Source organism: Variovorax gracilis, assembly GCF_030317115.1.
Taxonomy (GTDB): domain Bacteria; phylum Pseudomonadota; class Gammaproteobacteria; order Burkholderiales; family Burkholderiaceae_C; genus Variovorax; species Variovorax gracilis.
On the sequence record NZ_JASZYF010000009.1, the window covers coordinates 102,441 to 115,195 of the forward strand.

The following is a 12,755-nucleotide window of genomic DNA, read 5'->3' on the forward strand; positions in this document are numbered from 1 at the left end:
GCACATCCGCTTTCACGTCAGTTCGACTTCTCGATGTCACCCGGCTTCCATCTGTTGTCCAACGCCGTTTCGGTCGGCGCGTAAAGGCGCAGGATGGCGAAGTACCCCTTGCCGGGGACTGTCGCGAGCCAGTTGCCCTCCTTGCCGCCGGGCGCACGGGGGCCCAGGTACAGATCGGTGCTGCCATCCGCATTCGCTGCGGGCTTGTCCCGCGAGCCGAGGGAGGGGAAGGGTTGGCCATTGGCCAGGCCCGATCCGTTCTCGGCCTCGTAAAGTGTCACCGACCAGAAGTTGGCGGCCGGTATGTTCGGTGGCAGATTCAGCTTGTAGCTGCTCCCGCCGGAAAGCGGGACACCGCGGGCGTCGACGAAGGCGATCATGTATTTCGCCCCCTTGCCCGGCACCTGCGAAATCATCCCCGGACTGACGGAGTAGTAGTCGGTGAAGAACCAGATGCGGGTATCCATATCCAGGTAGGCGCCATTGGTGCGATGCCACGACAGGTCGAGTGGCCCGCTTGGATTGGTGGTGGTCCCATCGGCAATCGGATTCAACCAGCGTCGATCGGGATAGACGCGGAAGCTGCGACCGCTGACAACCTCCTCGAAGCCCACCACGCGGCTCATCTTGTAGCCCGTCCTGGCAGCGCGATCGAGAATGGCGCGACGGTCCGCCGAGGGCTCGAAGGGCCGGCCTTTCACGATGCCCACGGTGGCCAGCATTCCTCGCCAGTCGGGGTCGGCCAGGTTGGTGCCCTCGCTGTCCACCAGCAGCTTGAGTTGATCGAAGGCGCTGGCATCGCTCGCCGGCAGCATGTTGGCCGGCACACCCGACGCATCCGGAAACTGCATCGGCTTGCGAGCCTTCGACCCCAGTGGATAGATCCTGGTCGCTTCCATCACCCTCACGGCGGGTGAGAGATCCTTCGGGTCCTGGTAGAAGGAGCGCAGGAATACGAAGACGTTGTGGGTGCCCGAGCGGTAGACGTAGTACCCGCGCGGCACCTTGCCCTTGTAGCCCGGAGGCAGGATCAGGAACTTGCCGCCTTTGCCGCCATCGGGCCCCGGTAGCCCGACGTCGCCGAAGAACCTGCCACCATCGACCGGAATCGGCCGCTGCCAGAAGTCGAGCAGGATGCCCTGCAATCCGGGCGCCGCCTCCAGGACCATGGGTCCTTCCTTGCCCAGGTCCAGATAGCTCATGGCGTAGATGACGTCGGAATTGGGCGTGGTCACCAGGGTCCTGGCGTCCAGGCGCTTCTTCCACACAGGCAGCACGTTGTAGCCGGCGCCAAAGGCTTTCTCCGAGCCGGTCTTCATGCCCATGGTGTTGACCAGCGGCAAGGCCCACAGGTAGGTCTGCGTGGCGCGCTGGAAGAGCAACTCGTCGCGAAGTTGCACCGCTGTCGCCGGCGTGGGCCGGTTCTCGGCCATGGGGCTGTTCGCAAGGGCATCGAAACGCCTGATCCGCGCGGCCTGGGCGGTGTCCGGCCTGGCGCTCGTCCCGTCTGACGGGGGGAGCGCCGAAGTCGTGTCACCCGAACTGGCGCAACCCGTGAGCAACGCGCCTGAGCACGCGACCAGCAGGCCTGACGCGGCTACCACGCTCGACGTGATTCGGTTCATCCGGACATCCCACAACAGAAGCATCGCGACGGGCCCGCGCACAGTCGGGCGCAAGAGCCCCAGCCGCGGAATATGCACCCAGGTCGCCCCTCGGAGCAACAGTTGACCAGAGAGGTCAGGCCGCGAAGCGTTTTGCGACTAATGAAGACTGATTGAAACGAATGACAAGGCGTAGCGTAGAGGCAAGAGGCGGCTCGGCCGTCTTTTTTAATGGACATTTGCCCCGGGGGAACATTTCAATGAGCAAGGAACTGGACAGGCTGAAGCACCTCGTCGTCAAGATGCAGGGGCGCTACGGAGAGGGCGATCCCGATGTGCAGCAGTTGATCGAGGATGTGAATGCCCTCGAGACCTTGGAAGCGCGCGAGCGCCGCGCATCCGCCGAACGAGCGGGCCCGCCGCAGTGGCTCCGCGCGGCGCGTTGGGGCGATGGAGCGGGCTCCCTGAGAAACTGAACCAGCCGAACCGAGCAGCCGCGAAGCTCATCGATTTCTCCCGGCCTGGGTCCTCGCGAGCGTCGAGCGGCCCGCCAATGCGAAGACGCCGCGTCCGATGGCGGCGGTGAGCATGATCAGCGATGCCATCGCCGCCGCCGGCGCCACATCGCCCGCATCGTCCATGTTCAGCACCGCGATCGCGGCCAGCGTGGTCTGCGGCGAATAGAGAAAGACCACCGCCGAGACCGTGGTCATGGCATTGACGAAGAAGTAGCCCGCGACGTTGAACACGGTCGGCAGCGCCACCGGCAGGTGCACGCGCCAGAGCGTGCGCCAGAAGGGAACGCCCATCGACTCCGACACCAGTTCGTACTCGCGGTCGAGCTGACGCAACGCCGTGAGCGACGTCAGGTGCGCAACCGAGAAGAAGTGCGCCACCGTGCAGATCACGAGAATCGCCAGGCCGCCGTAGAGCCCTCGCAGCGGATTCGACGGCGAGTTGAAGAAGAAGATGTAGCCCACGCCCAATACCAGGCCCGGCACGGCGAGCGGCAGATTGGCGAGCAGGTTCAGTCCCTCTCGCAGCAGGCCGAAGTGGCGCGGCTTCTCGACCAGGTAGGCAGAGACGAATGTGGCGATCGCACCTGCCAGCGCAGCGCACACGGCAAGCCGCAGAGAATTGAAGTAGCTGCCCCAGCCGCCGCCGTCCATGTTGCTGAAGTCGTAGTTCTTGAGAGAGGGTGTGAGCTTGTAGGGCCAGTAGGTCGCCAGCGAGGCGAACACCGCCATGCCGATCATCACGACGATGCAGGAGGCGATCAGCACGCAGGCGGCCAGCAGCGCGCGGTCGCGCGCCGGCACAGGCTCCGGCACGTGGGGCGTGGCGCGTGCGGACAATGCCGCAGCCTGCCTGCGACGCACCCGGCGCTCGACCAGGAAGGACAGCACGGCCGGAATGAGCAGTACGAAGCCGACCACCGCGCCCATCTGGAAGTTCTGCTGGCCCACCACCTGCTTGTAGATGTCGGTGGCGAGCACGCCCGTCTGGCCACCCACGACCTTGGGCACGCCGAAGTCGGTGATGACCAGCACGAACACCACCATGCCTGCGACGATCAACCCGTAGCGCGAAGCCGGCAAGGTCACGGTGCGGAAGATGCGCCAGCGCGAGGCGCCGAGCGTCTGGGCCGCTTCGTAGAGCCGGCCATCGGACGTGGCCATCGCGGTGGTGAGGATCAGCAATGCATGCGGCAGGGTCCAGAACACCGAGCCCAGCACGATCCCCAATGGCCCGTAGATCGACACGTCGCCGAGCCAGCCCTTGAAAACGCCCTGGTTGCCGAAGAGGTAGACCAGGCTGATGGCCGGCAACAGCGATGGTGCGAGCAGCGGTATCAGTGCGATGGCGCGCAGCAGCCCCTTGCCGCGCATGCACGAGAGCGTGAGCCCGTAGGCGTACACATAGGCGATGCCGGTGCATAGCACGGCGCTGACCACCGAGAGCCAGACACTGTTGAAAGCCGAGCGGACGAGCGCGGGATTCTCGGCGTAGCGAGCGAAGTTCGCGAGGCCGACGAACGCGCCTGCCCGATCGAAGAAGCTCTGGCCGACCAGCGCTCCCACCGGCAGCGCCACGGTCACGATCAGCAAGGCGACGGCGAGCAGCACGCCGGCGCCGGTCAGCCAGCGGTCGCGGTCGAAGGCGCTGCGCTGGCGCGGCAGGTCTGTCGCGGGAGCAGGGATCGTCGACGCGGCGCCCACGGGTTCGACGTGCGCAATGGCACTCAACGCGTCAGCACCGAAAGCGCGTGCTGCGGCAGCTGGATGTGCACCATGCTGCTGGGCACCAGCGGGTCCGCGCCGCGATGATCGGCCGGCAGGTCGGCTTCGATCTCGATGCCGAGCGGCTCGCAGGCCAGGCGCGCGGCCGTCCGATTGCCGAAGAATTCGGTGTCCAGAAGACGGGCCGCGAAGCTGTTGATGCCCACGTCATCACCGAAGCGGCGCACCACCACATGCTCCGGCCGGATGCCGATGGTGGCCTGCGCGCCCACGCCGACTTCACCGGGCGCGCAGACGAGTTCGCTGTCGCGCACACGCATCCTGCCGTCGGGCAGCACGGTTGCAGGCAGCATGTTCATGCGGCCGACGAAGCTCGCGACAAAGCGCGTGCGCGGGCGGTGGTAGAGGTCATCGGGCGTGCCCGCCTGTTCGATGCGGCCGTCGTGCATCAGCACCACGCGGTCGGCCATCGACAGCGCTTCCTCCTGGTCGTGCGTGACCATGATCGTCACGACGCCGAGCCGCTTCTGCAGCGCGCGGATTTCGCTGCGCAGGCTGGTGCGCACCTGCGCGTCGAGCGCGGACAGGGGCTCGTCCAGCAGCAGCAGGCGCGGATTGGGGGCGAGGGCGCGAGCCAGCGCGACACGCTGCTGCTGGCCGCCCGAGAGTTGCACCGGGTATTTGTCGGCGTGCGCGGCCAGGCCGACCAGGTCGAGCATTTCGCGCGAGCGCTTGGCGATCTCCCGCGCCAGCGCGCCGGTCGGCTGCAGGCCGTAGGCGATGTTCTGCGCCGCCGTGAGGTTGGGAAAGAGCGCGTACGACTGGAACACCACGCCGAAGCCGCGGGCCGCCGGCGGCAGTCCGGCGATGTCCTGGCCGCCCAGCATCAACTGGCCGTGGTCCGCGTGCTCGATGCCGCAGACGATGCGCAGCAACGTCGTCTTGCCGCAGCCCGAAGGCCCGAGCAGGCACACGAACTCGCCGGGTTCGACGTCCAGGTCGATCCCGTCGAGCACGCGGGTGTTGCCGAAGGATTTGCCGATGCCGCGCAGGGAAAGAAAGCTCGTCATGCGCGATCCGTCACTGCGGCGCCTTTTTCTCGGACTTGGACTCGTAGCGCCTGGACCACTCGGTGAGGATGCGTTCGCGGTTGGCCGCGGCCCAGTCGAAGTCGTTCTTCGCGAGCAGCTTCTCGACGTCGCCCGGCACGAACTCCAGCTTCTCCTGGATGCCAGGCAGCGCGAGCACTGCGAAGTTCCTGGCGTAGAGCTCGTTCGCCTGCTTCGTCACGGCCCAGTCGGCCAGGGCCTTCGCAGCCTCGGGCTTCTTCGTCGTCTTCATGACGCCGGTGGCTTCCATGTCCCAGCCCAGGCCTTCCTTGGGCAGCACGATGTCGATGGGCGCGCCGTCGCGCTTGGTCTTGTTGGCGCGGTACTCGAAGGACATGCCGAGCGCGAACTCACCCGCGCCCGCCTGGCGGCAAGGCTTGCTGCCGGACTGGCTGTAGATGCCGATGTTCTGGTGCAAGGCGTCCATGTACTGCCAGGCCTTCTGCTCGCCCATCATCTGGATCCAGCCCGAGACCATCAGGTAGCCCGTGCCCGAAGCGGCGGGGTTCGGCATGGTGATCTGGCCCTTGTAGACCGGGTTCGTGAGGTCGGCCCAGCTCGTGGGCTTGGGCAGGTTCCTCTTCTGCGCCTCGGCGGTGTTGAAGCACACGGCCGAAGACCACACGTCCATGCCGACCCACTTCGGCGGGTTGGCGCTGTCGCGCATCGTGGGCTTGATGGCGTCCAGGCCCTTCGGGGCGTAGGGCTGCAGCATGCCTTCCTTGTCGAGCAGCATCAGCGAGGTGGCGGCCAGGCCCCAGACCACGTCGGCCTGCGGGTTGGCCTTCTCGGCGAGCAGCTTGGCCGTGACGATGCCGGTGGAGTCACGCACGAACTTCAGTTCGATGGAGGGGTTGTCCTTCTCGAACGCCGCCTTGTAGGCCTGCACCTGGTCGGCTTCGAGCGCGGTGTAGACCAGCAACTCGGTACGGCCCTGGGCGGCCGCGCCAACGCCGACGGTCAGCAGGACGGCGGGCAGGGCCCATTGAAAAGTGCGACGCAACATGGAGATCCTCTTGGGTTTTTGGGGGGTCTGGCTGGCAGCGGACTGCCGGGTCGGCGCGCGGCTGCGCGCGCAACCTGCGGATCATCCGCAGCGTGTGTGACAGGCGTTTGTCAGGTCCGCGGGGAGTGACAGCGCCCCGACGACACGGGACGCTGCCACCAGCAATCCCGTGATGTGCGCTCAGTCGGCGAATGCCCAGAGGTCGACCCACTGCGCGCCGTTGTCCGCCAGAAGGCGGAACCTCGCGGGTGCATAGTCGGTGTCAAGCGCGAGCACGCCCGAGGCGGTTGCGGGCAGGCCGCCGCAGGCGTCCGTGCTTGTCGAGAGACTGAGCTTCAGCGTGTTCGGGAGCACGCTTGCCGACACCTTGCCGGAGAGCTTGCAGACTGAACTTCCCGCAACGATCGCGCCCTCCGCCGTGAGGGTGAAGTCGGCCACCACGCCGGCCGTCGTCCCGGTGCGGTAGCGCCCGGCCAGCTTTGCGATGTCCCCACCCGCGTCCGCGAGAGCGTTGCTTTGCAGCAGGGTCACGGTCACGTCCTTGTCGGAGGCCGGCACGCCGACCCACGCGCCGCCTGCGTCGCGCTTGTACGCCTGCTTGGCGTGGTCGTCGCTGTCCCCGAATACGACCAGCCGGCTGCCATCCGCCGCGGCGTAGTACTTGCCCACGGTGGGGGAGTCGGCGTCGCCGGTGCTGACGACGTAGCTGCCGGTCGGCAGGTCGTCGACGCTGACTTTGGGCGTCGTCGGTGCAGGCGTCGTGGCCGCGGGAGTCGTTGTCCCGAACCCGTTGCCGCCGCCTCCGCCGCAAGCTGCCAACAGCAGCGCCGCGCAGCACGGGGCCATCCATGCGCCTATGCGATTCATGCTGTGCATCTCACTGGCCCAGCAGATCGCGCAGACGCAGGCGCAGCCATTGCTGGCCCGCCGGCCGGTGGTCGAAGCCGACCTGCATCGCAGTGACCGATACCTTGGTCTTCGACACCAGCGCTTCATCTTCTGACTGAGCGGCGGTGGCAGCCGTGCCGGCCGCCCCTCCGATGCCGTAGGGCGGTGTGTTGTTGAACTTCAGGGCGTACAGCTCGAAGCTGCCGTGGCGCGAGAAAGCCCAGGACAGGCCTGCCGTTGGTGCATTGGGGAAGTTGACGTTGAGCGCCAGCCCTTCCGGCAAGAGCGCTCCTGTGCCAGCCTTGGCCTGCAACTCCTTCACCAGCTTGACCGAGAGTTGCGCCACGACCTTGGAATAGGCATTGGCCAGACCGGCGTTGTCGGTGGTGTCGGCGCCGGCGCTCAGGGCGACGGCCGGGAGGCCGCGTCCCGCGGCGAACTGCGCGTTGCCCACGGTGCCCGAGTTGTTGACCACGCGCCCCACGTTCTGCCCCTCGTTGGGGCCCGACAGCACCAGGTCCGGTGCCTTGCCCCAGCGCGCCTTGGCCAGCACGTCGAGGCCATACATCGTGGCCATCACCGGCGTGCCGTGCACGTAGTTGTAGTCGCCGTTGGCGTAGCCGGCCTTGGTGAACGGTCCGACGGCCGGTGCGCCGGTGGCAGCGGCACCGTTGTGGCAGCCGCCTTCGGCATCGATCTGGGTCTTGTCGTTGTCAGGAATGATCGTCGTGGTGCTGTACATCACGATCGCGGCACCCCGGCCGCTCTGCCCGGTGCAGGGCACCGACACGATCACGTCGTGGCCTTCGGCCTTGAGTGCTTCGTAGAGGGCCTTCAGGTTGCTGGTGAGGCCATCGTCGTTGGACAGCAGGATGTTGAGCGCGAAGGCCGGACTGGCCAGGCCGAGCAAGGTCGCCGTCGCGGCGAGACGTAGTTTCATGGGAAAGGTGGAGCTAGGTGGATCGAATCGCCGCAAGGCGATCGTGCGGCAGCAGCAGCACGCCGCGCAGCTTAGGCATGGGCAATGACACGGGCGTGACACGGCCTCCGCAAATCACCGCGGTCGTGACAAAGATGGAGTGGGCGCGGCTCTTGCGTGGCCCAAGCCATCCACACCGCAGGAGTGAGCCATGAAACCCGTCTCGGAACTGCTCAAACGTCGCGACTCGGCGCCATGGTGCATCGGGCCGGACGCCACCGTGTTCGAAGCGATTGCCCTGCTGGCCCGTTTCGAAGTCGGTGCGCTGATGGTCGTAGCGCACGGCAAGCTCGTTGGCGTCGTCTCCGAACGCGACTACACGCGCAAGGTCGGACTCCAGGGCAGGAACTCCAAGGAGACGAAAGTCTCCGACATCATGACGCCCGACGTCATGACCGTGACCCCGGCTTCACGCACGCGGGAGTGCATGACCTTGATGAGCCAGAAGCGAATTCGGCATCTGCCCGTGGTCGATGGCGACAACGTGATCGGCATGATCTCCATCCGCGATCTGATGGATGACATCATCGCCGACCACGAGCAGACGATTGACCAACTGCGCGCGTACATCCAGAGCTGAAATGCGCCGCGGGCATCCGGCTTGCGCCTTGGGGCAAGCCGGCATTCAACTCTCGGCAAAGAACTGGCTGGGCGTCTGGTCGAACTGCCTTCGAAACATGGTCGCAAAGGCGCTGGGGCTTTCGTAGCCCAGCGCAAGGGCGACGTCGATGACTTTCTCGCCCGTCGCCAACAACTCCAGTGCCCGCAGCAAACGTGACTGTTGCCGCCATTGGCCGAAGGTCATCCCGGTTTCCTTCAGGAACAGGCGCTGGATGGTCTTCACATCCACGGCCAGCCGTTCCGCCCACTGGACCGTGGTGGAGGAGTCATCCGGATGCTCGTGCAGGCGCTCGCAGATGCGCAGCAGCCGCGGGTCGGACGGCATCTGCAGGTGGAGCGGCAGCACGGGCAGTGCGCGCAGTTCGTCCAGGATCAAGCGCATGACGCGGCCGTCGCGGGTGCCGGGCACTTAGGGTTGCCGCACCTCCATGGCGCTGCGGATGAGTTCCCGCAGCAAGGGCGATATGCCGACGGCCTGCGTCTCGCCGAGGAGCCTGGGTGCGGCATCGGTCGCCACCTGCAGGCTTCGCATGTGCACTTCACCGATGCAGCGGATCTCATGGGTCATGCCCGCCCGCATCCAGATGGCGCGGGTGGGAGGCACGACCCAGCGACCGGCCTCCGCCTGCACCACCATGACGCCGCGCACTGCGTAGATCAGTTGGTGCTTGGCATGCGCATGCGGCTCGATGTGCCAGCCAACAGGGTAGTCGGTGGCGCGCCCCGTGACCGGCGAGCGCGCCTCGTCGATCTCCTTGAGCGTCTGATGCAGTGCGCCGGGCCGGCGAGATCGGTCCATGTCGTTTTCGCGAGGGTTGCTGGTGGATTGGCGCAAGACAGGCGCGACGTTGCTTTCGATAATTCTGGCACGCCGGGTATTTCCCACCGGCCTTCCATTCGGGATTGAAAGCTATCCATGTCGACTTCCGCCGCATCCACGGTGGACGCGAGCCGCCCGCCCATCGGTGCCGCAAGCAGTCCAGCCGCAGCCGCCCACAAGGCCAAGCCCGCCTTCGGCATCCTCGGGGCCCTCAGCACCTCCCACATGGTCAACGACATGATGCAGTCGCTGATCCTGGCGATGTACCCGATCCTGAAGGGCGAGTTCTCGCTGAGCTTCACCCAGATCGGGCTGATCACGCTGACCTATCAACTCACGGCCTCGCTGCTGCAGCCGCTCGTGGGCGTGTTCACCGACCGGCGTCCGCAGCCGTACTCGCTGCCTGTCGGCATGTTCTCCACGCTCATCGGGCTGATGTTGCTGGCCGTCGCGCCGAGCTTCGGCGTCCTGTTGCTGGCGGCAGCATTCATCGGCATCGGGTCGTCCATCTTCCACCCGGAATCGTCGCGCATCGCGCGGCTGGCTTCCGGCGGGCAGCATGGCTTCGCACAGTCGGTGTTTCAGGTGGGCGGCAACCTGGGCACGGCCATTGGGCCCCTGTTGGCGGCAGCCGTGATCGTGCCTTTCGGCCAACGCAGCGTGGCCTGGTTCGGGCTCGCCGTCCTGCTGGGCATCGGCCTGCTGGTGCAGGTGAGCCGTTGGTATTCCACGCACCACGTCGCCGCCGGCAGCAGCAGGAAAGCGGCTGGCGCATCGCCGTATCCGCGCAAGGTGGTGATCGGCGCCATCGCAGTGCTGCTCGTGCTGATCTTCTCCAAGTACTTCTATGTGGCAGGCCTGAGCAGCTTCTACACCTTCTATGTGATGGAGCGTTTCGGCCTGTCCGTGCAGAGCGCGCAGTTGCACCTGTTCATCTTCCTGTTCGCCTCCGCCGTGGGCACCGTGCTGGGTGGCCCCATTGGCGATCGCATCGGTCGCAAGCCGGTGATCTGGGTATCCATCCTGGGCGTGGCGCCGTTCGCGCTCCTGTTGCCTCATGCCAACCTGTTCTGGACGACCACGCTGACCGTCGTCATCGGGCTTGTGCTGTCTTCGGCCTTCTCGGCGATCCTGGTCTATGCGCAGGAACTGATGCCGGGCAAGGTGGGCATGGTGTCGGGCCTGTTCTTCGGTTTCGCCTTCGGCATGGGCGGGCTTGGCGCCGCGGTGCTCGGCATCGTCGCGGACCGCACCAGCATCGCCTTCGTGTACGAGGCGATCGCCTACCTGCCGCTGCTGGGGGTCGTGGCGGCATTTCTCCCCAGGGCTGTTCGCCGAACGTGACCAGGTTCGCCGGCGTCCCGATCACTGCTTGACGTAGGTCTTCAGGTTCTTGCACGCGCTCTCGAACATCGATTCGAAGTACATCTTCGACAACGGTCCGCCCAGGCTGAACCAGTGGGGCCACGACTCTCCATCCTCGAAGATGGCGAACACCTTGGACGGCGATGCATCCAGGTCGGCGACGTTCTTGAATTGCAACGGCGCCGTGTCGAAGAACGACGCATCGACGGGGCGACATTGAAAGTGCATGTGAACCTCCACGATGGCCGCACGCGAGCCGCTGGTCCGTCATTCTGGAACTCGCGTTCCGGGAGGCCAATCCCGGCAGCCACGGACGGCACGTACGTGGCTGCGGGCGCGGCGACCGCTTCGGACGGAGATCCCGGCCTTGCTGCGTCTAAACCAAAGGCTAGTTGCGCCACGCGACGGCCTGCGGATGATCACCTGCTCCTCAAGACCGGTCACGAAGGAGCGACAGCATGGCGAAGAGCAAGAAGCCGAACATTCTGGTGATGTGGGGCGACGACATCGGCCAGTCGAACCTGAGCTGCTACACGAAAGGGATGATGGGCTACCGCACGCCCAACATCGATCGGATCGCCAAGGAAGGCATGATCTTCACCGACTCCTACGCCGAGCAGAGCTGCACGGCAGGACGGGCCTCGTTCCTGACCGGCCAATGCGGGCTGCGCACCGGGCTCACCAAGGTCGGGTTGCCAGGCGCCGAACTGGGCCTCAAGTCCGAGGACATCACGGTTGCCGAAGCCCTCAAGCCGCTCGGCTACCGCACCGGCCAGTTCGGCAAGAACCATCTGGGCGACCGCGATGAACATCTGCCCACCATGCATGGTTTCGATGAGTTCTTCGGCAACCTCTATCACCTCAACGCGGAGGAAGAACCCGAGGAAGTGGACTATCCGAGCGTGAAGGACTTCCCCGAGTTCAAGAAGAAGTACGGACCTCGGGGCGTGCTGCATTGCTGGGCCGACGGCAAGGGCGGGCAGAAGATCGAGAACACCGGCCCTCTGACCAAGAAGCGCATGGAGACCTGCGACGACGAGTTCATGGCGGCGGCCAAGAAGTTCATCCAGGCCGCGCATGATGCGGACGAGCCGTTCTTCGTGTGGTTCAACACCTCGCACATGCATGCATGGACGCACGTGAAACCCGAGAGCCGCGGCCAGTCCGGCCGCTGGCAGTCCGAGTACCACGACGTGATGATCGATCACGACAAGTGCATCGGCGAGATGCTCGATTTCCTCGACAAGCTCGGCATCGCGGACAACACGTTCGTGCAATACAGCACCGACAACGGCCCCCACATGAACACCTGGCCCGACGCGGGCACGACCCCGTTCAGGAACGAGAAGAATTCGAGCTGGGAGGGCGCGTATCGCGTGCCCTGCATGGTGCGATTCCCCGGCAAGATCGCGGCAGGTTCGGAGTCGAACGAGATCGTGAGCCACCTGGACTGGTTCCCAACGATCCTCGCGGTGGCCGGCGAGCCCGACATCAAGGAGAAACTCAAGAAGGGCCACAAGGTCGGCAAGACCACCTTCAAGGTCCATCTCGACGGCTACAACCTGCTTCCGTACCTGTCGGGCAAGGAGCCCAAGAGTCCGCGCCCCGGCTTCATCTACTTCACCGACGAAGGCGATGTTGCGGCGCTTCGCTACGACAACTGGAAGATGCTGTTCATGGAGCAGCGCGTCACCGGCACGCTCAAGATCTGGCAGGAGCCCTTCGTGGTGCTGCGCACGCCCTACATCTTCAACATGCGGATGGATCCGTACGAGCGCGCGCAGATCACGTCGAACACCTTCTACGACTGGATGTTCCGCCACATCTTCCTGCTGGTGCCCGCGCAGGCCATCGTCGCGGAGTTCCTGGCGACCTTCAAGGAATTCCCGCCGCGCCAGAAGGCCGCGAGCTTCAGCCTGGACCAGGTGATCGCCAAGATGACCGAGGCGTCGGGCGGGGGTGGTCATTGAAGAGGCGCGGCCGCGACGCGCTGGGCGGCCTGCTTCCAATTGTTAACTTATGTATCTCGATGTGAAATTTCGCACATGGCGATTCGGAGGGCCTCTGTCAACCTAGGGGATGTCCTCCATCGATCGTTTCCCGGGCGTTTCCAGGGCGCAATG

At 65.5% G+C, this 12,755-nt stretch carries 13 protein-coding genes; 4 read left to right on the plus strand and 9 right to left on the minus strand.

All coding sequences use genetic code 11. The features are described from left to right. Positions 1–17: 17 nt before the first annotated feature. Entirely contained in the window at positions 18–1,433 is a 1,416-nt protein-coding gene (locus QTH97_RS18815) for a DUF1254 domain-containing protein (RefSeq protein ID WP_286569945.1), read from the minus strand. Positions 1,434–1,864: 431 nt separating this feature from the next. Here QTH97_RS18815 and QTH97_RS18820 point away from each other — a divergent pair, with 431 nt between their 5' ends. Continuing rightward, positions 1,865–2,080, plus strand: a complete 216-nt coding sequence (locus tag QTH97_RS18820; protein WP_286569946.1) for a hypothetical protein — start codon at positions 1,865–1,867, stop codon at positions 2,078–2,080. Between the two features lie 27 nt (positions 2,081–2,107). On the opposite strand, the gene QTH97_RS18825 is transcribed toward QTH97_RS18820, so the two are convergent. The 5 genes from QTH97_RS18825 to QTH97_RS18845 all read right to left on the minus strand — a co-directional run bounded on the left by QTH97_RS18825 (position 2,108) and on the right by QTH97_RS18845 (position 7,787). After that, the gene (locus QTH97_RS18825) at positions 2,108–3,841 is read right to left on the minus strand and encodes a putative 2-aminoethylphosphonate ABC transporter permease subunit (RefSeq protein WP_286570114.1); all 1,734 of its coding nucleotides are present in this window, start codon (positions 3,839–3,841) and stop codon (positions 2,108–2,110) included. Between the two features lie 5 nt (positions 3,842–3,846). Next, positions 3,847–4,914, minus strand: coding sequence for an ABC transporter ATP-binding protein (locus tag QTH97_RS18830; RefSeq protein WP_286569947.1), 1,068 nt, complete (start codon positions 4,912–4,914; stop codon positions 3,847–3,849). A gap of 10 nt (positions 4,915–4,924) precedes the next feature. Further along, positions 4,925–5,959: a putative 2-aminoethylphosphonate ABC transporter substrate-binding protein gene (locus QTH97_RS18835; protein ID WP_286569948.1), complete on the minus strand. Its 1,035-nt coding sequence runs from the start codon at positions 5,957–5,959 to the stop codon at positions 4,925–4,927. Between the two features lie 180 nt (positions 5,960–6,139). Beyond that, positions 6,140–6,826 (minus strand): hypothetical protein, encoded by a 687-nt coding sequence (locus tag QTH97_RS18840; protein WP_286569949.1) that lies wholly within the window; start codon positions 6,824–6,826, stop codon positions 6,140–6,142. A 10-nt stretch (positions 6,827–6,836) separates the two neighbouring features. Beyond that, complete coding sequence (locus tag QTH97_RS18845; RefSeq protein ID WP_286569950.1) at positions 6,837–7,787, minus strand: 5'/3'-nucleotidase SurE; 951 nt, start codon at positions 7,785–7,787, stop codon at positions 6,837–6,839. Between the two features lie 190 nt (positions 7,788–7,977). On the opposite strand from QTH97_RS18845, the gene QTH97_RS18850 reads away from it, so the two are divergent. Then, complete coding sequence (locus tag QTH97_RS18850) at positions 7,978–8,406, plus strand: CBS domain-containing protein (RefSeq protein WP_286569951.1); 429 nt, start codon at positions 7,978–7,980, stop codon at positions 8,404–8,406. A gap of 45 nt (positions 8,407–8,451) precedes the next feature. Here QTH97_RS18850 and QTH97_RS18855 read toward each other — a convergent pair whose 3' ends face one another. After that, positions 8,452–8,856: a helix-turn-helix domain-containing protein gene (locus QTH97_RS18855; RefSeq protein ID WP_286569952.1), complete on the minus strand. Its 405-nt coding sequence runs from the start codon at positions 8,854–8,856 to the stop codon at positions 8,452–8,454. Beyond that, a complete protein-coding gene (locus tag QTH97_RS18860; protein ID WP_286569953.1) occupies positions 8,857–9,246 on the minus strand; it encodes an AraC family ligand binding domain-containing protein in 390 nt (129 codons plus the stop codon). A 117-nt stretch (positions 9,247–9,363) separates the two neighbouring features. Here QTH97_RS18860 and QTH97_RS18865 point away from each other — a divergent pair, with 117 nt between their 5' ends. After that, on the plus strand, positions 9,364–10,611 hold the full coding sequence (locus QTH97_RS18865; protein WP_286569954.1) for an MFS transporter: 1,248 nt from the start codon (positions 9,364–9,366) through the stop codon (positions 10,609–10,611). A gap of 21 nt (positions 10,612–10,632) precedes the next feature. On the opposite strand, the gene QTH97_RS18870 is transcribed toward QTH97_RS18865, so the two are convergent. Then, positions 10,633–10,860 (minus strand): hypothetical protein, encoded by a 228-nt coding sequence (locus QTH97_RS18870; protein WP_286569956.1) that lies wholly within the window; start codon positions 10,858–10,860, stop codon positions 10,633–10,635. A 230-nt stretch (positions 10,861–11,090) separates the two neighbouring features. Here QTH97_RS18870 and QTH97_RS18875 point away from each other — a divergent pair, with 230 nt between their 5' ends. Beyond that, the gene (locus tag QTH97_RS18875; protein ID WP_286569958.1) at positions 11,091–12,602 is read left to right on the plus strand and encodes an arylsulfatase; all 1,512 of its coding nucleotides are present in this window, start codon (positions 11,091–11,093) and stop codon (positions 12,600–12,602) included. The last annotated feature ends 153 nt before the right edge of the window (positions 12,603–12,755 follow it).